Source organism: Legionella sp. PATHC032, from assembly GCF_026191185.1.
GTDB lineage: Bacteria > Pseudomonadota > Gammaproteobacteria > Legionellales > Legionellaceae > Legionella.
Map to the genome: position 1 here is coordinate 767,690 of NZ_JAPHOV010000001.1, position 26,182 is coordinate 793,871.

Sequence of the window (26,182 nt, forward strand, 5' to 3'; positions counted from 1 at the left end):
CAATTTGCGATATGTTTAGTTTAAGTCCTTGGCTTCTCGACTCCCCTTAAAAACTCTCCCCCTAAAAGACCATGTTTAGTCCATACTGTCCTATAATTATTAATAATCAGTACTTTTAATTGGTAAAAATCATGCCAAATCTGCCTGGCTTATATTTTCTTCAAGCCTATCCACGCGAAGAAATATGGAGATTATTTGTTGATGGACGTTTCTGGTCAAAAGAAAATGGATGGAGGGGCTATGAATCGCGAGAACCAGGATGCCTTAATGCTGCTCTGGAGAGTTTATGCTCAATTGCGTTGCAAGTTGAGAAATCAGGTGAGACATTTGAATTAAACGTTGATTTAATAAAGAAGATACACAAGAAGTGTGGAAAAAAAGTAGAGGAATTACAGGAAAAAAATCCAGGTGAAATCAGAACAAATGAGCCTGTTTCATTTGGTATTCCAGCTGGCCGGGCCTCAATTAAGGGCATTGAAGAATTCCTGAGCTTTGCCTTTCTTACAGAAGGAGAAGCTGAATTTGGCCCGGGCAAAGCCGGCCCATTTGGCCCAAGCTTTAATAAGAACTATTTTAAAAATCTGAATCCTGAACAAATACACGAGCTTGCCAAACAAATCTATGTCGATATGTGCAAATATGGGCATAGTAATACCAATCATTTCTATCTTGCAGTAATGAAAAATGTGGATGTCTACCTGGAAAAAATTACCCAATCTTACAATCAGGAAATAAAAACCGCTGAAACGCTTGATGAAAAACTTAAAATTATCGTTAAGCACATTCGAATGTACGAAGTATTGCATCCCTTTAGAGACGCTAATGGCCGAACTTTTGTCAATAATTTATTAAATATTCTTTTAATGCAACAAGGTTTACCGCCAGCAACGTTTTATGAGCCTAATGTTTTTGATTTATATAGCGCGGATGAGTTGGTAGTTGTTGTAAAGGAAGCCATTTTTAATACGGTAGAAATTATTGAAAAAAGTAAAAAAAAGGATCCTATTTTTTTATATGGATATCATTCAAGCTTGGAAGATCAAACCAAATTTCGGGACATGCTGGATAGTCCATCTTACGAAAAAATCACACACATGGATTTTTCAGATTTAAATCCGAAGAAGCTGCAATCGAACGTTCAAAAATGTTTATCGTCATTAAATGAGCAATATCCATTACACAGAGGCGCAATCTATCTTAGTGAGCCTGATGATGTAAAATTATTAATGTCAAATTGCAATGAGTCCGACATTAATCAACGGATAGAGCAAGGAGCTCCACCTCTTTATGTAGGTAAAACTCCCGCTCATTTGGCTGTGCTATCAGGGAATATGGCAATGATTGATGAGCTTATTGCAAAAAAAGCGGATTTGTCACTTCAGGATTACGATGGCAAAACAGCTCTTCACTATGCTGCAGAGTATGGAAATATGCAAATCATGGGCAAAATACTAAAAATTGTATTAAGCCAGGAGAATGCAATCAAGATTTTAAATATAAAGGATAATCATGGCAAAACAGCATTCCATTATGCTGCTGAATATGGAACTCCGGAGTTAGTATCAGCTTTGACAACAACAGCAGTTATTCAGATCAATGAACCCGATAACAGCGGTTCTTCAGCAATAACCTTGGCATATAAAAATCATAAATTGAAAATTTTTGATGAACTATTAAACTCAGGAGCTGATATTAGTGATGAACTTTTGGACGCAATATGGGCCCGGAAGGATAAAGAGACATTAGGTAAAATTATTGCTAAAAATGAGAAAATTCTTTTGAATAAAGAAGCCCTGAGAATTGCTATTTCTATGGGAAGCATCAGTCTGGTTAAAAAATTCTTACATGCCGGTATTGAGATTGATACGCCGCTAACTAAAGAAAAAGCGACGCTTTTAATGTTATCTACAAATTCCGGTAATCCAAAATTGGTCAGTTACTTATTGAAAAAAGGGGCTAATACGCGTTTAACCGATACCAGTGGCAATACGGTTCTACATTATGTTTTTTATACAAAGCCCGAAAACAGGCAGGCCTTGATTAATATTATCATAGAAAAAGATAAGGAATTAATTAATCAGCCCAATACCAATGGAAATCCACCTCTTTATAATGCCGTGGTAGTCAATGATTTGAAAATGGCAAAAATCTTATTGGAAAAGGGGGCAAGGGTTGATTTCGAAGACAGGCTTGGGAATAATATTTTGCATAGTGCCATGAGACGATGTGATTTGCCGATCATATTGGATATTGTCAAGAAAGACCGTAGCTTACTTCATAAAAGAAACTCTGAAGGAAGAAATCCCTTTCACCAGGCATTGCATGAGATGCCTACATTTCCATCCTCAAAAGAAACAGAAGAAATCCATTTTATGAATTTAAGTGATTTTCTTTTAAAAGAAGGAGTAGATTTAAATAAAAAAGATATTCAGGGAAAAACAATATTAGATATTGTGTTATCCAAGCAGTATTTTCACTTAGGTGTCAAACTGATGAAGGCAGGTGCTCATACCAATATCTCTTCCTCATCCAAATTTCTTAAAAATTCTGATGCCAATTCTATTTTGGAACGTCCTTTTAAATTTAAGAACGATTTAAAGAAAGAACTCGATGAAAATCCGCTAATTGCTATGGCACAAATTAATGATTTGTACGTCCAAATCAAAAATAACAGGATTAGGACTCCCACAGGTTATGTCCTGAAAGAAGGAGTATCCTTTTTTAAAGGAAAATCAAACGATGCCAAAGCACATGATGAGGTTTTATCGGTTTTAAAGGAACTCTACGATAGTAAACTTACAGAGATACTCGGTAATCTTCCTGGCGAAGGAGTGGAGCAAATCAAAAGAAGTCAGAAACTTTTTGACACCGAACTAAAATTATTAATTAAAAATCAGGACATTTCGAGGAAAGTCGATAAAAAATCCATTCAGGAAGCAGTTGGTACATCCTTGAAAATAAAATGGTAAGAACTGCTATTTGAATTCCTTTTTATTATCTATTTCGCCCTCCAATAATTGCAAATCGATGTTTTTGTGAAATGCCTTGTATAGCTTATTTTGGTTTTCCCCAAACAATGTTTGGAAAACTCCGGTTTTTGGTTTTATTTCACTATCCAGCATAGACAATAGCAATTTAATATCATTTTTTTCCAGAGAGGATTCCTTGAATAAATAAGAGCTCAGATCATTTAAGCGTTCCTGATAACTCTTTTTACTATCTAAACCAGTGGAAATACGAAAATAGTGAGTTAAGACAGCCTGAGTTTTATCAAGGGTTTCTTTTTTAAAAGCTCGCTCAAAATGAGCTTCAGAAATTGGGCACTCGATTTCAGGTTGTATCATTTCAAGTGATAGACGATGAAATGCTTCTTCTAAATCAGCCTCAGATTTTATCGTTGCTTTAAATAGTGGGGCCAGGATTTGATGTTTCTCGGGGTAATTGATAAAACCTCGTATGAGCTCATCTAAATGATAGGGAATGCGCGTTACATTGATGGTTGAACAATCCCCGACGGTACGACTTTTTAAATCTTGCATGACCATCTCCAGCGGGATTTCAATGTTTTCAAAATAAGTTATTCCATCGCTCAAACCGTCTTCAAAGAGAATTGCTTTTAATGTCTGTGCTGTTTCCGTATTACCGGTCTTAATAAAATGTTTCAGGACTTCATTAATGGTTTTGACAGATTTTTCCTGGAAGTGTTGTTGTTCTATTTCATGAATTAATTTTGTTAATGTTTTTCTGCGCTCTAAACTGCGAGACATAGCACGATGGGTAATGATACGAGCGATATCATATGAAGAGGGGTAGGGGGCATCTGTCAATTCGTCAAATAGCGTTTTGAAATATTCTTTATCCACTCCTATATCCCGACGGTCATTGGTTTGAGCAAACAAACTGGTTTTCAACTCCCCCCAAATCCCATCTGTCATGGATATTATAATATCGCCTTCTGCAAGTTGAAGTGTTTTCCTGACAAGCAGTGCGTCTTTATTCGCAGTTATTGCCAGGGCTTGCAGGGATGGTGGAGTCCAGGTACCAAATCCTCGATATATGTGGCATGCGGGTAACATATGTTTTATCTTAAAACGTTTATCCAGGATAATAATTAATCCATCACCAATATTTGCAAATTCACCGATGAATCCTTTTCCCTGATTATGTTTATAGATAAAAGCAGCCATCGAAGCTTCTGAAAGTTGCGATTTTTTTGGTGCTGTTTGTTTTTTCTCAGAGGCTTTTGGTTGGGTAATCAAGCTTAGAGTTGCATCAATATTTTGGTCGCAATTCAAAAAAATCTCACAACTGGAATGAGATACTCTGTATATCTCGTCGTCTTCTTCCTGATCGCCATTTCCACCACCCAGACCGTCAGTAATTGCGACTCTTGCCCCGTTAATAATACCATTTGTATCAGTAGTCACTAACACGCCGGAGGAATCGAGTATGGTATCATGTTCGATATCCTTCTCTTGGTGAGAAAGGCTGGAACCAATAATAATGGCATGATTATGACTTTGATTTACAGAATAAAACCGTTCTGATAAAAAGCTTGATAAACCTTTTGTTTGGTCTTTTGCAACGGATTGTGAAAAAATAATTTTTTTCCCGGTGATAATTTTATCTCTCATATTGCAACTCGTAAGAACAAGCTTATTCTCATTAATAATATAGCGTAACTTCATATGCCAAGCTTAATGGCTTGTAGAAAATCTTATGCCTGGCTTGAGAAATTGATTTCTTTCCAGTGTTTTTACAATTTCAAAAAAATTTAACTTGCTTTGGCTTCCAAAAGAATGGTTTCAAATTTTTGAGCCAGGAGCTTATTTTCGTCTCCATCCAAAGTGGATAACTCCTCGGTATATGTTTTACAGCTCACTTTTCCGCTGCTTACATCATAAATAGCACCAACCATCCCTATCTCATTACTGTCTATCATAGTCCGTAAAATATCACTTTTTTTATAAATGTTCTGTAAGGTATTTGCAACATTTAATTCAGTGACATGATTTACAAAAGTTTGATTTTTTCCGTTACGTTCTGTTGTAGTTTCTTTTTCTGCGTTAACTGCAGGCTTAATTTTAGAGAGCAATTGGGTGATATGACCCTTTTCAATACCATCACAGGCAGATTGAATGGCGCCGCATCGGGTATGTCCCAGAACCATGATAAGCTTTGCACCAACTACGTTACAGGCGTATTCTATGCTGGCCAAAATATCGTCATTAATCACATTGCCTGCTATGCGGACACAAAAAAGATCACCGAAACTCATATCAAAGATGGTTTCTACAGGAACCCTTGAATCGATACAGGCCAAAACCACAGCAATTGGATGTTGTGTTTTTGCAGTGTATTTTATATCGATTTGGTTTGATCGATGAATCCGGTTATCGCTTAAAAAGCGCTGATTTCCCTCAAGCAGTATGTTTAATACTTGTGCGGGCGTCAGGTTAGTTTGAACATCATAGGTTGTAACCGTAATGAAATCGATGTAGTTATGAATTTTATAGTGTTCCTGAAATCCGGTGAAATTTAAAGAAATTTGTTTACTGCCTGCTAACTCTTCTTTCAATTCATTAAATAAGTCAAGGATCTCTTTATCAATGTATTGAGAATAACGTGCATCGATAATCAGTTGAGAACGTCTGGGTAATGTATCCAATTCAGCGACCAATGCAGCTTTGTTAAGAAAAGTCATTTGTTGAGGAAGCATCAAACGGTATGTTGAACCATTTGGATAAATTTCCTTGATGATATCAATACGAGCCTGACTATTGGATTTTAATATATAAAAGAGGCTGATAGCCAGACCTATCAATATACCTGCCAAGAGGTTGAAGGTAATAATACTGATCACAGTCACTATAAACGGAATAAATCGATCACTGCCTTGGGAAAAGATATTAATATAGATTGCCGGTTTATTTAATTTATAACCAGTGTAAATTAAAATTGCAGCGAGAGAAGATAAAGGGATTTTATTCAATGCGCCTGGTATCAACATGACAGCAAATAAAATGAAAAAACCATGGAGTACGGCTGAAAATTTGGTTTTTGAGCCGGCATGGATATTAATGGAAGTTCTGACAATGACTGATGTAACAGGTATACCTCCAACCAGGCCCGCTGTTATATTGCCTAAGCCTTGAGCAACCAATTCCTGGTTAGTTGGACTGTGCCTTCTTTTTTTATCCAATCGTTCTGACGCTTTGAGATTAAGCAACGTTTCCAAAGAAGCAACGATACATATGACTAGTGCATAGAGATAGACTTTAGGATTAGTCCAGGCAGACCAGTCAGGGTATTCAAGATGGCTAAAAAATTGGAAAAAACCATTGGTATCTGGGATATTAACCAGTTGAGGCGAGTTTTGTGCCAGGCTGGAGTTTGTCCAGATAAAAAGCTCATTTAACAGTATTCCTGCCAGAACTACAAGGATAGGGGCTGGGATTTCCTTCAGAATTTTATTCTTGGTTATATCAAAATAGATTAAAATAGCCAATGAAAGAGTAGTAATTATGAGTGCGCCTTCATTAATATGCTGCGACAAAGCCAATAAAGGGCTTACTGTAAACCCTTCTGTTGTTTCCAATAAATGCGTTTTAAGTTCATCAAAGTCTGATGAAAGTGTGAATGCGAGTGGTAATTGCTTAATGATTAGCAAGATCCCGATTGAACACAGTAAGCCTTGAACTACGTTCGAAGGAACATAATCTGCAACGAATCCTGCTCTTAATGCACCTATTATCATTTGTAAAAGGCCTGCAATCGTAAGAGCCAATAAGAAGGTATTAAAATCACCAAGTTGAGAGATTGCCGCCAATACAACGGCTGCCATACCCGCAGCAGGTCCGCTGACACTAACCTGTGAGCCGCTAAATATACCCACAACAATACCGCCAATGATTCCACTTAAGATACCAGAAAAAAGAGGTGCGCCAGAAGCCAGGGCAATACCTAAGCATAAAGGAATCGCCACGAGGAAAACGACAATTGCAGCAACAAAATCAAATTTTAAATAACGTTTAGAGTAGATACGAAATAGACGCAGGTTAACTATATTTCTGTTAATCATAATCTAAAAGTTCCTTTATTTTGAGTTCAACATCAGGTTAATAAAAAAAGCCATGGGTGGGCTGATAATTTGAGAGCCTATTTTTGTATATTTCACGCCATTTGTCAAAATAATAATCTTATTTTGCATGCAATTATTTCACTATATTGCAAAAATGCAAAGAAATATTAGATAATAATTTTCAGAAGTCAAATTGTTTCATCCTCGAATTCAAATTCCTGTGCATTAAAAACTTCTTCACATTGAATTGACAGCGCGGTTTCAAGACCATCTTCCAAATTTTTAAAATTCCAAAGACTTTGATCCATTAATTGACTTGGCTTCAAACTTTGCAGCGCATGAAGCATGTTGCTTGGGACTTTCGGGTTCTCAATTGCCAGTTGATCAATGAGTGAGGCCACTTTTTTGCGCATTAGATTTTCTTGGGAGCCACAAAGATTACATGGGATAATTGGAAATGCTTGTTCTGTTGCAAACGTAATAATATCTTTTTCCTGTACATAACACAGTGGCCGTATGACTATGTGCTTTTTATTATCGCTTAATAATTTGGGTGGCATGGAACGTATATCGCCATTATATAGAATTGACATCATCAAGGTACGAATAAGATCATCACGATGGTGCCCTAATGCTATTTTATTAAAACCGTTCTCTTCAGCATACCTATAGATGATCCCCCGTCTTAAACGAGAACACAAAGAACAGTAGGTTTTGCCTTCAGGAATTTTTTCCTTCACTATACTGTATGTGTCTCGGGTTAATATTTCATGAGGAATGGATTTTCCAGCTAACCATTGACGTAAACAGCTGTCATTCCATCCTGGTTGGGCTTGATCCAGAGTAAAAGCAAAAATTTCAAATTTATTTCCTGATTTGATTCTGAGCTGGTTAAGAATTGTTAATAGTGTGAATGAATCTTTTCCACCGGAAAGGCATACCATGACCCTGTCACCACGCTGGATCATATTAAAATCAGCTATGGCTTTACCTGTATAATGGAGTAATTTTTTTTCAACTAAAGAAGGATTGGAAGACATAAAAAAACCTAAATTTGTTATTTGGAGGTTTTGTTATCTACTGGTGAAAATCCATTGACACGTGTAGTTGCTAACCATGAGTTAATCTGTTCGAGATCATTAACGTTTAATGTCCCTGCAAGGTATTTCAGTGTAAGTATGGAGTTAATCAAGTCGTATTGATCCCGTGCTAATTGTTCCTGTGCTTCAAACAGTCTTTGTTGAGCATTGACCACATCCACCATGGTTCGAGTTCCCACTTCAAATTGAGCTTCAGTACTTTGCAAAGAATTTTGCACAGAGATGACCGTTTGTCTGTCCGCCTTTACCTTACTTATCCCATCAGTGATGGTATTGAAAGCGATGCGGCTGTTTACAACGACGTCTCGATATGTTTGTTCCAGTTTTTCACTCGTAGACTGAAAATTATATTGAGCTTGTCGAGTCTGAGCCTGGACTAGACCTCCTTGAAAAACAGGAAAATTCATCGCGATTGCAATATTAGCCTGGGTTTGCTTTGATGGAATAAAAACAGTATTGCCGGATGCATTATTATGTACCTGGCTGGCGTTGCTCTGTAGTGAAAAAACTGGCCAGTTACCCGCAGAGATTGCCTTTACATTGTCTTTTGCCACCTCAAGATTATATTTTGCAGCATACAATTTGTAGTTTTGCTTAAGTCCGGTATCTATCCATTGATTCACGTCATTCGGCTCTGGTTTAACAAGAGGAATTTTACTGTCTTTGAGTGGCGCGAGTGTTTCGTATACGTGATTAGTAAGTTTTCGCAAATTTTCACTCTGATTAATCTGATTATTGCGGGCGGCGATAACTGTCGCTATCGACTGATCATACGCTGCTTTCGCTTCATAGACAGAAGTGATGGCATCCAGGCCGACTTGAAAACGTTGAGTTGCTTGATCATACTGTCTTTTGTTTGCCCTTTTTTTTGCTTCGGCAAAATCTAAAGTATCTTTGGCAAACAGGACATCAAAATAAGCTTTGGCTGTTCTTAGAATTAAATTCTGCGCTGCGTCATTGAAAGAGGCTTGTGCTGCTTTAACAGAAGCTTTAGCTTGGGCAACTTTGGCCCATGCCTGGTAGTTAAACAGTGCTTGAGATGCATTGACTTGCCACAAATAGCTTCCATAGTATTGATTGGCACTGAAAGCTCCAGCAACAGCATCCTGATAATTGCGGCCGGCTTGTGAACCGAGACCTACTTGAGGGTAAAGAGCAGCACGAGCTTGAGGAATGGCTTCGGTACTGGACATATAGGTATCATATGCCTCTTTAAAAATGGTATCGTTCTCCAGAGCTTGTTGATAGATATCCATTAGGTCTGTTGCAAACACATGGCTTGAAACACCTAAAGTTAAAATCCAACAAAACAGAGATTTTCTCATTCGAGTTTTCCCTAGAAAACAAATTCTTTCGGCTTCAACTGATCTACCAGAGGAGGTATATCCGTTTCAAAAAGCATGGATTCTGACCAGATTGCATTGTGATCCAACTGAAAAAGATAAGCTTTCATTACAGGGGATTTACCAAGGATCGCGAACAACTTGCCACCAGGTAAAATTTGTAGTTTATGGGTATCTGTCAGTTTTTCCATGGCACCAGTGAATACCATAACATCGTATGGTGCACTTTCCAACCATCCGCGACATGCGTCTCCGGTAATTAATTCAACATTATTACAATTATGCTCTTCGAGTTTGCGCTTTGCATTGGCAGTAAAGTCAGAATAATAGTCAATACTGATTACTTTTTTACATAATTTACTGAGTAAAGCAGTCATAAAACCGGTTCCTGTTCCTACTTCCAACACGGTTTCGTGGCCTTTAAGATCAAGGGCTTGTATAATTGTTCCTTCTTCCAATGGAGTTAACATCCTTTGGCCATGTGCCAAAGGAATTTGCATGTCTGAATAAGCAAAATTAGAGAAAAGCTCAGGAACAAACTCATGTCGTAAAATCTCATCATATAAGTCGAGGATGGATTCATTTAATACATCACCAGTTCGTAACTGTTGTTTGATCATATTTATGCGTGCACTGTGATTCATTTGTTCTACCGTCTTAATAATCATTGGATAGGTTAAAACTTTGGAGCAATTTTAGCAAGAATTCAGCTTATGTCTAAGCATTAATGTTTGAAAGTGAATTTTTCTTGATAATATCTCATGGTGAGAATGTTTAAAATTTGGTATTATTTATGAATTTATCCAGAAATACAGGAGATTATAGTGCTTGAGCGATTCATTAATTATTTGCAAAATGAACTTGAAACACTCAAGGCAGACGGATTGTACAAATCAGAGCGCGTTATTTCCAGCCAGCAGCAAGCTGACGTGAAAGTTAATGAAAGAGAAGTCATTAATCTTTGTGCAAATAACTACCTGGGTTTGGCCAATGATCCTGAATTAATAACTGAGGGACAGGCTGCTTTAGCCAAGTACGGATATGGCATGGCTTCTGTTCGTTTTATTTGTGGAACACAAACCCCGCATAAGCAACTGGAACAAAAAATCAGTCATTTTTTAAGTAAAGAAGACACTATATTGTATTCTTCCTGTTTTGATGCCAATACGGGGTTATTTGAGACATTATTGACGGAAGAAGATGCGATTATCAGTGATGCCCTGAATCATGCAAGTATTATTGATGGAGTCAGGCTGTGTAAGGCAGCACGATATCGCTATGCCAATAATGATATGAAGGCTCTGGAAGAACAGTTAATTGCAGCAAAAAACGCGAGATTTCGTTTGATTGCAACGGATGGCGTTTTTTCAATGGACGGTATATTGGCTAACTTACCTGCCATTTGTGAACTGGCTGACAAGTATGACGCCATGGTGATGGTTGATGATTCTCATGCTGTTGGTTTCATGGGCAAGACAGGCAGGGGAACACCAGAACATTTTGGAGTGAGTGATAGAGTTGATATTGTAACGGGTACTCTTGGCAAAGCCTTGGGAGGCGCGTCGGGAGGATATACTTCGTCAAATCAAGTCGTTATTGATTGGTTGCGTCAACGATCCAGGCCTTATCTGTTTTCCAATACATTGGCGCCCGTTATTGCACATACTTCTTGTGTGGTACTCGATAAATTGTCTGCAAATAATTCCCTTGCTGAAAAATTAAAGCGCAATAGCCATTATTTCCGTGAAGGGATGACGCAGTTAGGCTTTGAGTTAATCCCGGGAGAACACCCTATTATTCCAGTCATGTTAGGGGACGCCAGTTTGGCTGGGCGAATCGCTAATCGCTTGCTGGAACTGGGTGTTTATGTTGTAGGATTTTCCTACCCAGTGGTACCCAAAGGCTTGGCCCGGATTCGTACCCAAATGTCTGCAGCCCTCGAATTGCATCATTTGGATAAAGCCTTGAAAGCGTTTGAAAAGGTGGGTAAGGAATTTTCTGTAATCTAAAACTACATTACTCTACATTTCACAACCTGATATTTTAGGATGAATTGCGAAATGGTGGTATTACCTATTAATTTGAGGTATGACAATGAAATCATTGGTTAAAGCAAAAAAAGAGCCTGGAATTTGGATGCATGATATCCCAGTTCCTGAATATGGAGTAAACGATGTTTTAATAAAAATTAAAAAAACTGCAATTTGTGGTACAGATATCCATATTTATTCCTGGGATGAATGGGCGCAAGCGACAATTCCTGTTCCTATGACAGTAGGACATGAATTTTATGGTGAAATAGTAGAGGTTGGAAAAGAAGTTCAAGGTTTGAAAGTTGGGCAAAGAGTTTCCGGTGAAGGTCATATCACCTGTGGTTTTTGCAGAAATTGCCGTGCTGGTAAGCGCCATTTATGCCGCAACACGCTGGGAGTTGGAGTAAATAGACCAGGATGTTTTGCAGAGTATCTCGCGCTTCCTGCGACCAATGTGATTGCTCTCCCTGACAACATTACAGAAGAGCAAGCGGCTATTCTCGATCCGTTTGGAAATGCTGCTCATTGTGCGTTGGCATTTGATGTTGTCGGCGAAGACGTTTTGATTACTGGCGCAGGTCCCATAGGCATCATGGCTGCAGCCATCGTAAGGCATATTGGTGCACGACATGTTGTTATCACCGATGTTAATGATCATCGATTGGAACTGGCGAGACAAATGGGTGTCAGCCGAGCGGTCAATGTCAAATACCAAAAATTAAGTGATGTGGCTAATGAGTTGGGAATGCTCGAAGGGTTTGATGTTGGTCTGGAAATGTCAGGGAATCCTATGGCATTAAACGACATGATGAAAGCGATGAATCATGGTGGCCATGTGGCTTTATTAGGTATTCCACCACAAGAAACCCCGATAGATTGGAACCAGGTTATTTTCAAGGGATTGGTTATTAAGGGTATTTATGGGCGAGAAATGTTTGAAACCTGGTATAAGATGATTGCTATGCTACAAAGTGGTTTAAATATTTCCCCTGTTATTACTCATAATTTCCCAGTAGATGAATATCAGTACGCATTTCAAATTATGGCATCGGGTCAGTCAGGAAAAGTCATACTGAACTGGTAGTATTGTTTGATAAAAGGCTGATTATAGAGAGTTGGAGCGATTATGGCGCAGTATATATTCACTATGAATAGAGTGAGCAAGATTGTTGAGAACCAAAGATTTATTTTAAAGGATATTTCATTAAGTTTTTTTCCTGGAGCAAAAATTGGTGTATTAGGACTAAATGGTTCTGGAAAATCTACTCTATTGCGGATTATGGCAGGTGTTGATACACAATATGAAGGCGAAGCAAGACCTCAACCAGGAATTAAAATCGGGTATCTTGCTCAAGAACCTGAGCTTGACTTGAATAAAACTGTGCGTGAAATCGTCGAGGAAGGCGTCGCTGAAATTAAAGAAAAACTGTCTCGTTTCGATGCCATTAGTATGCGTTTTGCAGAACCAATGAGCGATGATGAGATGAATGCCTTGTTAACAGAGCAAGGTGAGTTACAAAATGAGATAGAAGCTTGTGGCGGTTGGGACCTGGAGAGAAAGCTTGATGTGGCTGCTGATGCATTAAGATTACCTGAGTGGGATGCCATAATAGAAAAACTGTCTGGTGGTGAACGCAGGCGTGTTGCTCTTTGCCGATTATTGCTATCAAGTCCTGATATGTTGCTTCTTGATGAACCTACCAACCATTTGGATGCAGAAAGTGTTGCCTGGTTAGAGCATTACCTTGAAGAGTTTACTGGCACTGTAGTTGCAATTACCCATGACAGGTATTTCCTGGATAATGCGGCGGAATGGATTTTGGAATTGGATCGAGGTGAAGGTATCCCTTATAAGGGGAACTACAGTTCCTGGCTCGAACAAAAAGAAGCACGGTTGAGTATGGAGAAAAAGCAGGAGGATGCTTTGCAACGTGCCATTAAAGCAGAATTGGAATGGGTTAGAACCTCACCCAAAGGTCGTCATGCAAAAAATAAAGCCCGCTTGGCCCGATTTGAAGAAATGAATTCCAAGGAATTCCAAAAGCGTAATGAAACCAATGAAATATATATCCCGCCCGGTGAACGGTTAGGTGATTTGGTTCTGGAAGGTGAAAAAATATGCAAATCTTACGGCGACAGGATATTAATAGATAATTTTGATTTCAAACTTCCCAAAGGCGGTATTTTAGGAATTATTGGTCCTAATGGAGCAGGTAAGTCTACTTTTTTAAAAATGTTAACCGGGCAGGAAGAGCCAGACAAAGGTGTCATTCGTATTGGAGAAACAGTGAAGTTGGCTTATGTTGATCAGATGCGGGACAATCTAAACCCCAACAATTCGGTGTGGCAGGAAATTTCAGATGGTCATGACATTATGCAGATAGGTAATTTCCAAATGCCTTCGCGAGCCTATGTTGGGCGTTTTAATTTTAAAGGGACGGATCAACAAAAGAAAATTTCTCAATTGTCTGGTGGAGAGCGTAACCGGGTTCATTTGGCAAAATTGTTGAAAAGTGGCGGGAATGTTTTGCTCCTCGATGAGCCCAGTAATGATTTGGATGTTGAGACATTGAGAGCATTGGAAGAGGCCATTCTTAATTTTCCAGGTTGTGCTATAGTGATTTCTCACGATAGATGGTTTTTAGATAGAATTTGTACCCATTTGATGGCTTTTGAAGGCGATTCACAAATAACCTTTTTCGAAGGTAATTACACTGAATACGAAGCAGACAGAAAGCGTCGGTTGGGTGATGAGGCTAACAGACCATCACGAATTAAGTATCGAAAGTTAAGTGATTAATTAAGGCCACCGGGTTTTACTATTGTGGAGATAAAATCTAAATGAAAAAAATTTATTGGGCAGTCATTTTAATGTGCCTTGGGTTAACTTCGTGTGTTGAGTTTGATGAATCAACCTTAATTACCGACGATGCGGGTTATGTACATAGGACCGTTCATTATTTAAGGGATAAAAGAGGACGCAATTATTTCCCAATGCAAATTAAAGCGCCAGGAGAAAGATTATTTGTTTTTGATCCTAAAGCGTCTGCCTGGGCGGCCTACGATGAAGAGGGTCATCGTGTAATGACAGGGGCCGGTTCTGGTGGAATAGATGTTTGTGAAGAAAATCCAAATCAATCTTGCAGGACGATAACCGGAACATTCAGGATTTATAACAAGCGAGGTATTGACTGTCGTTCGGGTGAATACCCAGTCGATACGAAAGGCGGGGCTAAAATGCCTTACTGCATGTATTTTTACAGAGGATTCACTATTCACGCAGCTTATGAAGTTCCAGAGCACCCATCAAGCCATGGTTGTGTCAGGGTTTTCCCCAGCGCGGCCAAATGGTTGAATGAAGAGTTCTTGCGAGTTGGAACGAAAGTCATCGTATTAGCCTACCCTGATCAAAACGGGGTGAAAACCATGTCCTCATTGGAAAAAGTGAATTAAAATTTGGACTGTTGTTTTAAAACATTAATGTAATTTGAGAGACACTTTAATTTTTAAAGTGTCTCAATTCAGTAGTTTTTGATTGTCAATAAAACGGAAATTTAAGTAATGGATTATATAACTCCTTTTACTCCCTATCTAAGTGCCGTTGGTGGATTACTGATTGGCTTAAGTGCCGTACTTTTTTTATGGTTAGACGGCCGTATAGCAGGTATCAGCGGAATGATACACGGACTCTGTCCACCTGAAAAACCATTCACAGTATGGCGTATTGCTTTTTTATTTGGTTTGGCTGCTGCCGGATTATTCTATTTCGTGAGCCCTGTTGTTCAGTTTCCTTTAAGGACACATTATCCGGTTTTACTATTATTAATTGGTGGGTTTTTGGTGGGTTTTGGAACCCGAATGGGTCAAGGCTGCACTTCTGGGCATGGGGTATGTGGATTGGCCAGATTTTCCAAACGTTCATTCATAGCGACATTGCTTTTTATCTTATCTGCAGTGATTACTGTGTATCTGATAAGACATGAAGGAGGATTGTATTAATGTACAATATCATGTCATTTCTATGTGGTTTGTTATTTGGACTTGGGTTAACTCTTTCAAACATGATTAATCCTAACAAGGTATTAAATTTTCTTGATATTACTGGATTTTGGGATCCAAGTTTACTGATTGTAATGGCTGTTGCGGTCATTGTGACTTTTCTGGGATATCAATTGGTAAAGAAATTTGATAAACCAATATTTTGCAATCAATTTTATTTACCCGAGAAGAAAAAGATAGAGAAAAAATTAATATTGGGCAGTATCATTTTTGGAATCGGTTGGGGGGTTGCTGGATACTGCCCGGGTCCATCCATTACTGCCTTGGCTACCTTGAATTCAGATCCGGTTTATTTTCTGATTGGGCTGATAGCAGGCTCATGGTCTTATTACTGGCTATTTAAAAAGAGAAATATTCAAAAATAAAACTCTCAGAGGAAGTGCCAGGTGGCCACACCTGAGGCTCACCCCTCGATTTTGACTTTAAGATCCAGAATATTGGCATTAATTGTCACCCGGCCTGTAGTAAAGGGGACTGGTACATTGTTTACCTTGGCTTTGTTTTGAATGCTGGGGTTAGAGTACACATGTCCCAATATAAGCTCCATGGAGGCGTTTTCCGTAAAGCGGTAGTCACCAATCAAGCCAAGAAAGTATTGAGTATCAGAAGGGAAAACAATAGTTCGAAGGCCATCTTCTTCAGGACCATCATCTATCATGCCTGCCAGCGCAATGCCTAATTTATCTGAAACTTGCTTACGTATTGCAGCAAGATAAGCATAAGAGGCATCAAAATGCATATCAAAAATAAAGTTGGTAAATGGCGGTGGTGCTGCTGTGTTATAAAGTCTCACTTTTTGATTAGCGTTCCATTCGCTTTGAAACACTTGCAAATTGATGAGCCATTTGGGATTAAAAATATGGACATAACTTACAACTGTTGTTGCTGGCATATAAAAACCAAATTGGAAATCAGGGTTGGCGGTTAACCCCAGATAACTGGTTCCTGAAGTATTTTGGCGAATTCTTGAATAATAAGTGATACCAAGGAAATTGGTATCATTCACAGCATAGTTGGCTCCTAAATTATAACCAACACCAAAACTGGAGGATCGATTAATTAAATTCGCATAAGTGGACTGGCCTGTAGGAAAAGCCCAATTGACTTCATTCTTTAGTAGTACATTAAAGTTTATACCGCCACCAATGTGCAGTTTCTTGCTAATCGCGTAGGAGATTTTGGGGCTTAAATCCACATCGGTCAGGTAATTTTGGGTCGCAGCATATCTTGTAAATGCATCGTTGCCCCAATCAAGATTGGAATTAAAAGGTTCAGTAAGATCAACTGCGACTACAGTCTTATCATTGAGGCGCTTGGCAACCCGTCCATATGGCCAAACAATATAAGTACGCGAGTGATTAACTCCCGAATCGTATTGAAACGTATTAAAATTTAAGGCGCTTCCCTTAAATTGCAAATCAGCATAAGAGCCGGTTCCTCCAACAAGCAAAACGCCATTTTTTACTTTGAATAAATCAGCCGGGTTGTTATAGCTAATTCCTGCAAAATACTGTATCACATTCGCCTGGGTATTGAGAGTCAACAGGCATAATACTCCTGTAAATATTAATCGCATGATTTTTCCGTGATTTTGGCAGCATTCTTAATGGAATGCCGCACTAATTGTTGAATTTAATTCTGGATATTTGTTGTAGAGCCGCTCGGAGGTGAGCTGGTTGATGTCCCAGTCTGTGTTTGTGTATTAGTTTGAGTAGCATCATTTGTTGTGTCGCCAGGTGTTTGAGCCTGAGGAGTTGTAGTATTTGTAGTTGATGGGGTTGCATTAGACGGTGAATTGGTTTGTGGCATACTGGTTGCTGTGCGTGGCATGGCAATCATTTGGTTGATGCCTAAATCACCAGTAATTTTTCGTCCTACAGTTACATTGACATTAAGTAATTGGGTTACCTTTTCTTTGTCATTTTGATAAACAACTTGTAATGGTATGGTAATTTTCCATTGATTTTCTATGGCTTCGGTGACTTGTGGCTGACCATCAATTTGGCTGCTAACATGCAGTTTTTGCGACTTAATGGCATCAAGATTGCCTGATTTTTGCAAAGCTGAATTGAAGCTTAGCCATCCTTGATCTGTGAAACAGGCTTGTAATTTTTGTAATTGAGCATCTACAGTGGCTGGATCAAAATCAAATGACTGGATTATTGCTTTCTCCGCCCAGGTTAAAACCAAGGATTGATCTATTGCCTTTGTTTCGGCGGGAATTTTGTAATCACAATTAACAACTGGCGCTGTTTGTTGTGAGGGTACTTGTTGTTGAGCAGGCTGCTGTGTGGTTTGTTGCTGTGCTGGTTGATTCTGCTGATTATTCTGGATGTTTGGGTTAGATTGTTGTTCACCTGACTGGGTCGGTTGATTTTGTTGATTGTTTTGAGTCGGTTGTTGCCCACTTGTCTGTACAGGCTGGTTCGCCTGATTTTGTTGAGTGTTTTGATTTGTAGCAGGTGCCTGATTCGTTGACTCAGAAACTACATTAGTGCCAGTAGAAGCAGAATTTTGAGTGGATATCGCTTGTTGAGTTGCATCAGAGTTCGCTTGAGTAGTGATTAGAGTAAATAAAGCACCCCACAGCACAGTTTTCTTCATGAAATATACTCCTCAATTAGTATCTAACAATTCTGCGATAATAAGTGCCGCTAGTCTAGCAGTTTTTTGTTCTGAATCTAGTGGCGGCGAAAGTTCTGCTATGTCTAAACTTACTACTTTGCCACTTTGTATGAGGTATTTCAACAGGGGCATTATTTTCCATGGAGAAAGGCCCAGTGCTTGTGGAGCACTTACACCCGGAGCATAGGATTCAGCAAAAACGTCAAGGCATATCGTCAGGTAAATATAATCCAGATTAAGGATAAAATCATCAAGAAATGCAATTTGCCAAGCCTGGCTTTGTTCATAAAGGTCTTCTGCCGACAAATAGCTCATATTTAATTCTTTTGCTTTTTCAAAAAGGGAAGGGGTATTGCCAAATTTTTGCACCCCAATACAACAATAATGAAAAGGCATTTTTTTTTCTTCGCAATAGGTAGCAATTTGAGAGAATGGGGTTCCTGAGTTGCCCAATTCTCCCTTTTTATAAGGGCGTAAATCAAAATGAGCATCGAAGTTGATAATCCCTAATTTCGGATAGAGTGGGGATAATCCTTGATAGTGCGCCCAGGCTATTTCATGCCCACCTCCGAAGGCACAGATCTGATGACCATTTTCATGGCAGAAATGAACTATTTGAGCAAATTGAGATTGGGCTAATTCCAATTCATCGTTTTCACATACTACATTTCCAAGATCAACATAACGTTTGTTATTATGACATGGTAATTTGGCAAGTTGGGTTTTAATTTGATCAGGACCTAATTTCGCCCCTGTTCTGCCTAAATTACGTTTAATTCCTGCATCACTGGCAAATCCAAGAAATATCGTTTTTTTGTCTTTAGCCATTAATTCATTTTGATTGTCAATAAAAGTGATTTTTTGAAAAAAACGTTCCTGATTGGCTGTGTCCTTCCTGCCTTGCCAAAGAGCAGGATTGGCCGGGCGATAGTTACTTAAATCGTCAAACATCAAGTTCTCCTTTTAATAGACCTCTTGCATAATTTGTTTCTTTAGTTTTATTGCCGCGTTGCAAACGTTTCTGTGGTGCTCATTTACTCCATGTAAACTTCGCTCCTCAAAACGTTTGCGCCTTGTCCTAAAACAAAATAGTCAGGTTATGCAAGAGCTCTAATGATATGGCTAGTTTCCAAGAGAAATGCTAAATACTCAAGATCTTCATTTATTTTTAATAAAATTAGCCAGTTCAGTCGATTTTTTCTTGCTCTAAAATAAAACGTGCAGGTTATGCAAGAAGTCTAATGTCTGGTATTATTTCACCTATTATTTTCTATATTGATGAGGAAATTGTGTATCTCATTACTGGCGGTGGTAGTGGCATAGGAAAAGCTTTGGCATTTGCTTTGGCAAAGCGCAATAAGCAGGTGCTCATAGTAGGGCGCAGGGAAAATTTATTGCAAGAAACTGCTTCTTTGTCTTCAAATATTAATTATTTATGTGCCGATGTTTCTACTCCTCAAGGCAGAGAGTTAATCAAATCCAGTTTAAGTACCATTCCTCAAATTAATGGCTTGATAAACAATGCGGGAACGCTGGAGCCTACACTTCTTTTAAAGGATGTTTCTTTTGCTGAGTGGCATCAGGCATTAAATACCAATATAGACGCGGCACTTTTCTTGCCGCAACTCCTGTATGATAAATTGTCAGGAGGCCGAGTGTTAAATGTTGGATCAGCTGCTGCTTATTTTCCTATCAAAGGATGGGGAACCTATTGTGTATCGAAAGCGGCCTTGTCTATGTTAACACGATGCTGGCAGCTTGAATCCGATTCACCTGTCTTTACTAGTGTGATGCCTGGAATTATCGATACTCATATGCAGGCAATAGCTAGAAACGGGCTTAATCTTGACCCGGAACAGGTCAATTTTTACAGGCGCTTAAAAGAACATAATCGTTTGATATCACCCGAGACAGTAGCAGAATTTTTTATTTGGCTGCTGTTGGATATTGATAAAAAAACGTATGTATCCAAAGAGTGGGATATATATGACACAACTCACCACTCTGCCTGGTTGAAACCGCCTCACCAGGTACTTCATTGGGAATTTTAATGTTTGCCTGTGATGAATTATTGCTCAATGCCAGCACAATCGATACCAAAGGGTTACAACTTTCTAATCAGGCGATTGCTATAAGAAAAGGCAGGATAGAGTGGTGTGGCTCTGAGGATCAATTACCTGTCCATTTTCAGGAAAGTGCCAAATCAAAAAAGGATTGTTACGGCCAATTAATTACACCAGGATTAATTGATTGTCATACTCATTTGGTTTATGCAGGCCACAGGGCGGCAGAGTTTCGATTAAAATTGCAAGGCGTTAGTTACGCTGATATTGCCAAATCAGGTGGGGGCATATTATCAACAGTACAAATGACGCGAGATGCTTCTGAAGAAGAATTAATTAGTCAATCATTGCCAAGACTTCTTGCGTTAAAAAATGAAGGGGTTACTACTGTTGAAATTAAGTCGGGCTACGGCCTTGATTTGCAAAATGAATTGAAAATGCTCAGAGTGGCCAGGCAGTTAGGGGAAATGGCTGGAGTACGGGTAAAAACCACGTTTCTGGGGGCACATGCTGTAGGTCCTGAGTTTAAAGGAAATAGCCAGGCTTATGTCGATTTTCTTTGTAATGAAATGTTGCCTGCAGCTAAAAATATGGATTTGGTGGATGCGGTGGATGTTTTTTGTGAGTCTATCGCTTTTTCCATACGGCAGACCGAGCAAATTTTTCAAGCTGCTAAAGATTTAAATTTACCGATAAAATGTCATGCTGAACAATTGTCTAACATGGGGGCCAGCACTTTGGCTGCACGTTACGGCGCATTATCCTGTGATCATCTGGAGTTTTTGGATGAAAATGGCGCATTAAGTATGATAAAAGCCAATACGGTTGCAGTTTTACTTCCTGGCGCCTTTTATTTTCTTAGAGAAAAGCGAAAACCACCTGTTGATTTATTGCGTCAGGTTGGTGTTGGTATGGCCATTGCCACGGATTCTAACCCGGGTTCCTCTCCAACGACTTCTTTGTTATTGATGATGAGTATGGCTTGCCAATTTTTCGCTATGTCTATACCTGAAGTTTTATCTGCAGTAACGTATCAGGCTTCCAGAGCTTTAGGAATGGAAAAGGATATTGGGAGCATTGAAGCAGGCAAGATTGCTGATTTGGTTTTATGGTCTATAAAAGATAGCGCTGCGCTATGTTATTATTTCGCTTATCCGTTACCTCATCAAACGATGGTGGCTGGTGAATGGGTATCCTGAGAGGATTACTTGATTGGAGATAAACAATGCCGATACAAATGAATTTAATCAATAAAATTGGCCTGATGTTTGGGCTATTATTTTATTCGTTTCTTGCTTCTGCGATTACAACAGAAGTTATTAAAAAAGAAACAGCGGAGTATTTGCTGGATATAAAATACCCTCAGGGATTTCAAAGTAACGGAGTCAATCAGGCGGTAAAGGAATTTATCACTAATCAGCAAAAGAGTTTTATGAATGAATTATCTGAAGATGCTGATACTCCTGCAGATGCTCCAGGTAAAACCGGTTTAAATATTACATATGCTATTCCTTACCAATCAACTAATGCCCTAAGTGTTCGATTTAATATTTCCATCTATCATCGAGGAGCTGCTCATCCCTCAAATGCAGTAAAGGTACTTAACTTTATCAAGAATCAGCCTGTACAATTGTCTGATTTATTTGTTCCAGGTTCCGATTATTTGCAGCCAATCGCTGATCTGGCTAAAAAAGAAATCACAGCCAAGAAGATTTCAGATGAAAACTGGATTAAAGAAGGAACGAAACCGACACAGGAAAATTATAGTATTTGGCATTTTACCAAAAAAGGGATTGCTATTGTTTTTAATACATACCAGGTGGCAGCTTATGTTTATGGAGAGCAAACAGTGGATATCCCATTATCACTAATTTCTGCTATGGTAAAACCAGAAATTTCCAAAGCAGTGTGGGGTAATTGATGTCTGATACTCCATTTATTGCAGCGAATAAAAAAGTAGCTGAACTCACTTTTAGAGTGATTATTCTGGCGATAATTTTGACCGTTCTACTGGCGATGTCTAATGCTTATCTGGCGCTTAAACTCGGTATATTAACTTCCGCTTCAATTCCCGCCGCTATTATTTCCATGGGGATTTTGCGGTTTTTTAAAAATTCAACCATTCTTGAAAACAATGCCGTACAGACAGCAGCATCTGCTGGTGAGGCTGTTGCAGGCGGTATCGTTTACACTATTCCTGCGCTCATTATCATCGGGTTTTGGAACCACTTTGATTACGTCACTAATTTTTTTATTGCTGTTTGTGGAGGAGTACTGGGAGTTTTGTTTTCTATTCCTTTGCGTCGCATTCTTGTTAATGATCAAAGCCTCAAATTTCCTGAAGGAAGAGCAATTGCAGAAGTTTTGAAATCTTCAGCAGACAAGGTGGGTATTAAAGACATTTTTCTTGGCGGGCTTGTAGGTGGGCTTCTCGAGTTATTACAAATTGGTTTCAAAGTAATCGCCAGCAGCTGGAATTATTGGTTTGCTGTAAAACGTTCTCTATTTGGTTTGGGCGCTGGCTTCTCTGCAACCATGATAGGCGCAGGCTATCTCGTTGGTCACGATATGGCAATAAGCATTTTTCTTGGGGCAGTCATTTCATGGTTGATTGCTTTGCCAATAGCCAGTCAATTTTATCCTGATTTTTTAAACCAGTACCCCGCAGAACAAGCAGCCACTTTGTTATGGAATAGTGAAATGCGCTATTTAGGGATAGGAGCCATGCTGTTTGCCGGTATTTGGACCTTTATAAAATTAGTGAAACCACTCACCAGAAGTGTCAAGACATCATTCAGAACTTATATTTCCAAGAGCAAGTTCAGAGAACAATATCCTCGCACTGAAAAAGATATTCCCATGCCATTTATATTGATGGGCGTTGGTCTGATGGCTGGAATACTGTTTTTGTTCTTTCAAATCATTTTTCCATTAGGGCAGGTGGGACTGGATAATGATTTTTCACCAACCATTGTATTTATTGGTGTTATTTATGTTCTAGTCGTCGGTTTTTTATTCTCAGTGATTACAGCTTATTTTTCCGGAATGGTAGGAGTCACTGCAAGTCCCGGGAGTTCAGTGGTTATCTCGGGTATGCTTTTTGCTGCATGGCTATTGGTTTCAGCAGTTAATCATCTATTGCCCCTTCCATTAAGTCCACAACAAATTCAAGCTGCGGAAGCTATTACTATTATTATCGGTGCGGTAGTCACAGGCATAGCTGCTATCGCTAATGACAATACCCAAGACTTAAAAGTAGGTCAATTAGTTGGGGCTACCCCATGGAAACAGGAGGTGATGTTGCTACTTGGTGTTGTTATATCTGCTTTGGTTATTCCTCCTGTGATGCAGATTTTATTTAATGTCTATGGTATAGCCGGAGTAATGCCACGTGCTGGAATGGATGTAACGCAATCGTTGCCTGCCCCGACTGCCGCATTAATGGCAGCCATCACTGAAGCAGTATTTAGAAACTCATTGCCCTGGAATATGATGTTGGCTGGTTCATGTATTATTTTATTGGCTATTTTTCTCAATCGAATTTTAAATATCAAACGCTTTCTTAATTTATCTATTTTAGGTATTGCCATTGGCATGTATTTACCTCTTTCTTCTTCGGTCCCTTTATTTATTGGAGGAATGATTGCTTTATTTGTTCAAAATCGTTTAGTGCGGGTGAAAATTAACTCGGAAGAATCTACCAATAGAAAGCAAAAAGGCACTCTTATTGCCTGTGGCCTGGTTGCTGGATCAGCGATTATGGATGTGCTACTGGCTATACCGTTTTCTATTTTTCATAGCCCTGATGCTTTACAGCTGGTAGGAGCATCATGGAAACAATGTGGAGTGTATTTAGGAGTATTTTCTACTTTGCTTTTAGCATGGTGGATAAGTCATCGTGTCTGTAGAAGCAAAATTTGAGCTCAATGATGAGGTCATTTTGATCGTTTTACATCTTTTGTCATAGGTTGTGCTGCACTCGTGAGCAGCCTACCTTAAAGGTGTTTCTTTGGATATTTATTGAATCCCAAACCATCCCCCAGTATCGCCGCCTGCCCAACAACTGTTATTTTGACAGGCAGGAATCTTTTCAGCACAAAGCTGTTTAAATTGATAGGCAGCACTGATGTCTTGATTTTTATATCCATCAGGTTGGCAAATTCGGGCATCATATTGTCCTTTGACTCGAATTTGTCCCATGACAGAAATGGTTGGGGAAATGGCGTAGACACCTGTATTATGGGAATAACAAGCAATATAGCATCCTGGATAATCTGCATAGCTGTTGTCGGTTGGTAAGAGTACCTTTTTTGCTCCCGGGTAAGGATGATTGACAACTCCAGATCCCTCAATGACGTAAACAGGAAATGGTGAAGGGAGCAGATTTTTATTTGAGTCGGGAATATTCTCAGATAGATCAATAGCGAAAGAGCTCGTAATTAATAAAACACCTGGAATAATATACAGCATTTTTTTCATTACTATTCTCTCCAAAGGCAATGGCTTAATATTGCGTATTCAGGATTATAAAAGTTTAATATGTGATTTTTGTATTAAACATATCTTAGATTATAGGTTATTTTCATGTGAGGATATGAGAAACCAATTTTTACCTTCGACCAGACGTGCAATCATCATGCCGCAAGCACTGTTGCTTGTTACGTTGACCATTGTCGCTATGGGATCAATGATTATACTAATGGCAGCAACGGCAATTAAGACAGAAGGTGGAAAACCATACACTGACAAAATTAACAATTCTCCCAGCATCCCTCCGCTAGGAATAGCTCCCATCACTGTTCCCACCAGCAAAGAAACCCCCAATGCCATCAAAAGAACGGGCAAGCTGGTAAAAGGCAAATGAAATATCCCAAATAAAAAGGCAATTTTAAAAATACCACCCATGACTGATCCATCTTTATGAATTATGGAGCCTAAGGGGATTGATGTTTCATAGATTTCAGCCGGAATACGCATGGATTTGGTTGCTATTAAATTGGCAGGAATACTGGCAGCACTACTACAAGTTGCTATGGAGGTTGCTGCAGGCAGGAAAATGTTTTTCCAGAATAGTTGGACACCCTGGAATTTTCCCGCCAAATAAGCATAGGCAGTTAACGCAAAGAAAAAGTAGAGCACTGAAGCGGTATAGTAGAGTATGGCAATGCGTAAATAATTTCCCATTAATTGGGGGCCAATTTCACTTACTATCACTGCAAAGTAGGCAAAAAAACCGATAGGAGCGTAATACATAACCAGCCGAAATACTGACATGAATACCTCTTCTCCTGCTTTTAAGAAGGAATTAAAAATGCTTCCTTTGTCTTTGGAATGGGCTACTGCTAGTCCTACCAAGATTGAGAACAGGATTAATGCCAGAATATGCTCATGAGAGAATAATTTTGAAAATTCAGGTACAGTAAAAATTTCTATCAATCGATCCGGGAGATTTGTCGGAGAGAGTTGCTTTGAACTTTCCAAGAGAACAGGCATGTTTTGTTCCGGAGGGAAAAGTAAAACTACGAAAAGGGCATAAACTGCAGCGATTATGCCTGTAAATAAGAATACTACTGTCATTGAGTAGAATATTTTACCTAACTTGCCAATGGAACCAGTTCTTGCGATGGCTGAAGATACACTGAAAAAAATAAGAGGGACGATGGTAGTAAAAATCAAATTAAGAAAAATATCGCCAAAGGGTTTTAACCAGGCAACGTTTTGATTAAAGGCGTATCCTGTTAAACCCCCAAATAAAATAGATAACAGCAAAATGATAGGGAAAATATAGGATTTAAGCGTATTGAATTGAGTTGCCACGAGAAGACGTCCTTTCTTTAAAATAATCTGGTTTGTGCCATTTGTTCCTTACAGTCACGTA

21 protein-coding genes are annotated in these 26,182 nt (G+C 39.0%); 11 read left to right on the forward strand and 10 right to left on the reverse strand.

Annotated elements, in window-relative coordinates; all coding sequences use genetic code 11:
* Window positions 1–119 precede the first annotated feature (119 nt).
* On the forward strand, window positions 120–2,969 hold the full coding sequence (gene ankX / locus OQJ02_RS03500; RefSeq protein WP_265717888.1) for a Dot/Icm T4SS effector AnkN/AnkX/LegA8: 2,850 nt from the start codon (window positions 120–122) through the stop codon (window positions 2,967–2,969).
* A 6-nt stretch (window positions 2,970–2,975) separates the two neighbouring features.
* Here ankX and OQJ02_RS03505 read toward each other — a convergent pair whose 3' ends face one another.
* The 5 genes from OQJ02_RS03505 to OQJ02_RS03525 all read right to left on the reverse strand — a co-directional run bounded on the left by OQJ02_RS03505 (window position 2,976) and on the right by OQJ02_RS03525 (window position 10,168).
* Window positions 2,976–4,688 (reverse strand): phosphocholine hydrolase Lem3, encoded by a 1,713-nt coding sequence (locus OQJ02_RS03505; protein ID WP_265717889.1) that lies wholly within the window; start codon window positions 4,686–4,688, stop codon window positions 2,976–2,978.
* Window positions 4,689–4,774: 86 nt separating this feature from the next.
* Complete coding sequence (locus tag OQJ02_RS03510) at window positions 4,775–7,081, reverse strand: bifunctional SulP family inorganic anion transporter/carbonic anhydrase (protein WP_265717890.1); 2,307 nt, start codon at window positions 7,079–7,081, stop codon at window positions 4,775–4,777.
* 188 nt (window positions 7,082–7,269) lie between these two features.
* Complete coding sequence (gene ttcA, locus OQJ02_RS03515; RefSeq protein ID WP_265717891.1) at window positions 7,270–8,121, reverse strand: tRNA 2-thiocytidine(32) synthetase TtcA; 852 nt, start codon at window positions 8,119–8,121, stop codon at window positions 7,270–7,272.
* Between the two features lie 17 nt (window positions 8,122–8,138).
* Window positions 8,139–9,506 (reverse strand): TolC family outer membrane protein, encoded by a 1,368-nt coding sequence (locus OQJ02_RS03520; protein ID WP_265717892.1) that lies wholly within the window; start codon window positions 9,504–9,506, stop codon window positions 8,139–8,141.
* Between the two features lie 11 nt (window positions 9,507–9,517).
* Complete coding sequence (locus tag OQJ02_RS03525; RefSeq protein WP_265717893.1) at window positions 9,518–10,168, reverse strand: protein-L-isoaspartate O-methyltransferase family protein; 651 nt, start codon at window positions 10,166–10,168, stop codon at window positions 9,518–9,520.
* A 180-nt stretch (window positions 10,169–10,348) separates the two neighbouring features.
* Here OQJ02_RS03525 and OQJ02_RS03530 point away from each other — a divergent pair, with 180 nt between their 5' ends.
* The 6 genes from OQJ02_RS03530 (at window position 10,349) to OQJ02_RS03555 (ending at window position 15,981) form a co-directional block, all read left to right on the forward strand.
* Entirely contained in the window at window positions 10,349–11,533 is a 1,185-nt protein-coding gene (locus tag OQJ02_RS03530) for a glycine C-acetyltransferase (RefSeq protein WP_265717894.1), read from the forward strand.
* An 85-nt stretch (window positions 11,534–11,618) separates the two neighbouring features.
* Window positions 11,619–12,641 carry an L-threonine 3-dehydrogenase gene (gene tdh, locus OQJ02_RS03535; RefSeq protein WP_265717895.1) on the forward strand — a complete coding sequence of 341 codons (1,023 nt, stop codon included), beginning with the start codon at window positions 11,619–11,621 and terminating at the stop codon, window positions 12,639–12,641.
* A gap of 42 nt (window positions 12,642–12,683) precedes the next feature.
* Window positions 12,684–14,357: an energy-dependent translational throttle protein EttA gene (ettA, locus tag OQJ02_RS03540; protein WP_265717896.1), complete on the forward strand. Its 1,674-nt coding sequence runs from the start codon at window positions 12,684–12,686 to the stop codon at window positions 14,355–14,357.
* Between the two features lie 41 nt (window positions 14,358–14,398).
* Window positions 14,399–15,010, forward strand: a complete 612-nt coding sequence (locus tag OQJ02_RS03545; protein WP_010946441.1) for a L,D-transpeptidase — start codon at window positions 14,399–14,401, stop codon at window positions 15,008–15,010.
* A 108-nt stretch (window positions 15,011–15,118) separates the two neighbouring features.
* Entirely contained in the window at window positions 15,119–15,556 is a 438-nt protein-coding gene (locus OQJ02_RS03550) for a YeeE/YedE family protein (protein WP_265717897.1), read from the forward strand.
* Window positions 15,556–15,981, forward strand: coding sequence for a DUF6691 family protein (locus OQJ02_RS03555; protein WP_265717898.1), 426 nt, complete (start codon window positions 15,556–15,558; stop codon window positions 15,979–15,981). The genes OQJ02_RS03550 and OQJ02_RS03555 overlap by 1 nt, the downstream gene beginning before the upstream one ends.
* 38 nt (window positions 15,982–16,019) lie before the next feature.
* On the opposite strand, the gene OQJ02_RS03560 is transcribed toward OQJ02_RS03555, so the two are convergent.
* The 3 genes from OQJ02_RS03560 to hutG are packed head-to-tail and all read right to left on the reverse strand — an operon-like array spanning window position 16,020 to window position 19,192.
* A complete protein-coding gene (locus OQJ02_RS03560) occupies window positions 16,020–17,192 on the reverse strand; it encodes an OmpP1/FadL family transporter (protein ID WP_265717899.1) in 1,173 nt (390 codons plus the stop codon).
* A 56-nt stretch (window positions 17,193–17,248) separates the two neighbouring features.
* Window positions 17,249–18,220 carry a DotI/IcmL family type IV secretion protein gene (locus tag OQJ02_RS03565; RefSeq protein WP_265717900.1) on the reverse strand — a complete coding sequence of 324 codons (972 nt, stop codon included), beginning with the start codon at window positions 18,218–18,220 and terminating at the stop codon, window positions 17,249–17,251.
* Between the two features lie 12 nt (window positions 18,221–18,232).
* Window positions 18,233–19,192 carry a formimidoylglutamase gene (gene hutG / locus OQJ02_RS03570; RefSeq protein ID WP_265717901.1) on the reverse strand — a complete coding sequence of 320 codons (960 nt, stop codon included), beginning with the start codon at window positions 19,190–19,192 and terminating at the stop codon, window positions 18,233–18,235.
* 290 nt (window positions 19,193–19,482) lie between these two features.
* Between hutG and OQJ02_RS03575 the strand changes: the two genes are divergently transcribed.
* The 4 genes from OQJ02_RS03575 to OQJ02_RS03590 are packed head-to-tail and all read left to right on the forward strand — an operon-like array spanning window position 19,483 to window position 24,225.
* Window positions 19,483–20,292 (forward strand): SDR family NAD(P)-dependent oxidoreductase, encoded by an 810-nt coding sequence (locus OQJ02_RS03575; protein WP_265717902.1) that lies wholly within the window; start codon window positions 19,483–19,485, stop codon window positions 20,290–20,292.
* Window positions 20,292–21,503 (forward strand): imidazolonepropionase, encoded by a 1,212-nt coding sequence (gene hutI / locus OQJ02_RS03580; RefSeq protein ID WP_265717903.1) that lies wholly within the window; start codon window positions 20,292–20,294, stop codon window positions 21,501–21,503. The genes OQJ02_RS03575 and hutI overlap by 1 nt, the downstream gene beginning before the upstream one ends.
* Before the next feature lie 26 nt (window positions 21,504–21,529).
* The gene (locus tag OQJ02_RS03585) at window positions 21,530–22,225 is read left to right on the forward strand and encodes a DUF3298 and DUF4163 domain-containing protein (protein ID WP_011945860.1); all 696 of its coding nucleotides are present in this window, start codon (window positions 21,530–21,532) and stop codon (window positions 22,223–22,225) included.
* Complete coding sequence (locus OQJ02_RS03590; protein ID WP_265717904.1) at window positions 22,225–24,225, forward strand: OPT family oligopeptide transporter; 2,001 nt, start codon at window positions 22,225–22,227, stop codon at window positions 24,223–24,225. Before OQJ02_RS03585 ends, OQJ02_RS03590 begins: the two co-directional genes overlap by 1 nt.
* A gap of 96 nt (window positions 24,226–24,321) precedes the next feature.
* Here OQJ02_RS03590 and OQJ02_RS03595 read toward each other — a convergent pair whose 3' ends face one another.
* A complete protein-coding gene (locus OQJ02_RS03595) occupies window positions 24,322–24,783 on the reverse strand; it encodes a hypothetical protein (RefSeq protein WP_265717905.1) in 462 nt (153 codons plus the stop codon).
* A gap of 90 nt (window positions 24,784–24,873) precedes the next feature.
* On the reverse strand, window positions 24,874–26,121 hold the full coding sequence (locus OQJ02_RS03600; RefSeq protein WP_265717906.1) for a dicarboxylate/amino acid:cation symporter: 1,248 nt from the start codon (window positions 26,119–26,121) through the stop codon (window positions 24,874–24,876).
* Between the last annotated feature and the right edge of the window lie 61 nt (window positions 26,122–26,182).

Bases quoted from the DNA above. Each gene is read 5' to 3' on its own strand.
- OQJ02_RS03505 (WP_265717889.1), bottom strand. From the start codon at position 4,688: ATGAAGTTACGCTATATTATTAATGAGAATAAGCTTGTTCTTACGAGT.
- ttcA (WP_265717891.1), bottom strand. From the start codon at position 8,121: ATGTCTTCCAATCCTTCTTTAGTTGAAAAAAAATTACTCCATTATACA.
- OQJ02_RS03510 (WP_265717890.1), bottom strand. From the start codon at position 7,081: ATGATTAACAGAAATATAGTTAACCTGCGTCTATTTCGTATCTACTCT.
- OQJ02_RS03590 (WP_265717904.1), top strand. From the start codon at position 22,225: ATGTCTGATACTCCATTTATTGCAGCGAATAAAAAAGTAGCTGAACTC.
- OQJ02_RS03520 (WP_265717892.1), bottom strand. From the start codon at position 9,506: ATGAGAAAATCTCTGTTTTGTTGGATTTTAACTTTAGGTGTTTCAAGC.
- OQJ02_RS03525 (WP_265717893.1), bottom strand. From the start codon at position 10,168: ATGAATCACAGTGCACGCATAAATATGATCAAACAACAGTTACGAACT.
- ettA (WP_265717896.1), top strand. From the start codon at position 12,684: ATGGCGCAGTATATATTCACTATGAATAGAGTGAGCAAGATTGTTGAG.
- OQJ02_RS03545 (WP_010946441.1), top strand. From the start codon at position 14,399: ATGAAAAAAATTTATTGGGCAGTCATTTTAATGTGCCTTGGGTTAACT.
- OQJ02_RS03555 (WP_265717898.1), top strand. From the start codon at position 15,556: ATGTACAATATCATGTCATTTCTATGTGGTTTGTTATTTGGACTTGGG.
- OQJ02_RS03575 (WP_265717902.1), top strand. From the start codon at position 19,483: ATGTCTGGTATTATTTCACCTATTATTTTCTATATTGATGAGGAAATT.
- OQJ02_RS03550 (WP_265717897.1), top strand. From the start codon at position 15,119: ATGGATTATATAACTCCTTTTACTCCCTATCTAAGTGCCGTTGGTGGA.
- hutG (WP_265717901.1), bottom strand. From the start codon at position 19,192: ATGTTTGACGATTTAAGTAACTATCGCCCGGCCAATCCTGCTCTTTGG.
- OQJ02_RS03560 (WP_265717899.1), bottom strand. From the start codon at position 17,192: ATGCGATTAATATTTACAGGAGTATTATGCCTGTTGACTCTCAATACC.
- OQJ02_RS03565 (WP_265717900.1), bottom strand. From the start codon at position 18,220: ATGAAGAAAACTGTGCTGTGGGGTGCTTTATTTACTCTAATCACTACT.
- tdh (WP_265717895.1), top strand. From the start codon at position 11,619: ATGAAATCATTGGTTAAAGCAAAAAAAGAGCCTGGAATTTGGATGCAT.
- OQJ02_RS03595 (WP_265717905.1), bottom strand. From the start codon at position 24,783: ATGAAAAAAATGCTGTATATTATTCCAGGTGTTTTATTAATTACGAGC.
- hutI (WP_265717903.1), top strand. From the start codon at position 20,292: ATGTTTGCCTGTGATGAATTATTGCTCAATGCCAGCACAATCGATACC.
- OQJ02_RS03585 (WP_011945860.1), top strand. From the start codon at position 21,530: ATGCCGATACAAATGAATTTAATCAATAAAATTGGCCTGATGTTTGGG.